General features: G+C 64.3%; 1 protein-coding gene. It reads right to left on the reverse strand.

The genetic code is table 11. The features are described from left to right. Positions 1-7: 7 nt before the first annotated feature. Positions 8-263: hypothetical protein (locus JI666_RS22185; protein WP_206895068.1), on the reverse strand; the 256-nt coding region annotated here is incomplete at its 5' end.

The raw sequence follows: 263 nt of genomic DNA on the forward strand, positions 1-263 counted from the left end.
GCGTGACTTACAGCGACGAGACGTCGACCTGCGAGAAGACATCATCCCACAGACGCTGCGTCCAGGCATCGATATCGGTGCCCAGTTCGGCCGAGACACCCTGCCAGCGCTCGACGGCGGCGAGATAGGTCTCGATCAGCGCTTCGGGATTGTCGACGCCCAGCTGCATGCCGACCTCAATCAGGCGCGCGCGGTCGGCTTCGGAAAAGCCCTCGACCATGGCGACCAGTTCGTCATCCGGGGTGACCAGCTCGACGCCGTTG

The organism is Bacillus sp. NTK071 (genome assembly GCF_017303315.1).
Classification (GTDB): domain Bacteria; phylum Bacillota; class Bacilli; order Bacillales; family Guptibacillaceae; genus Guptibacillus.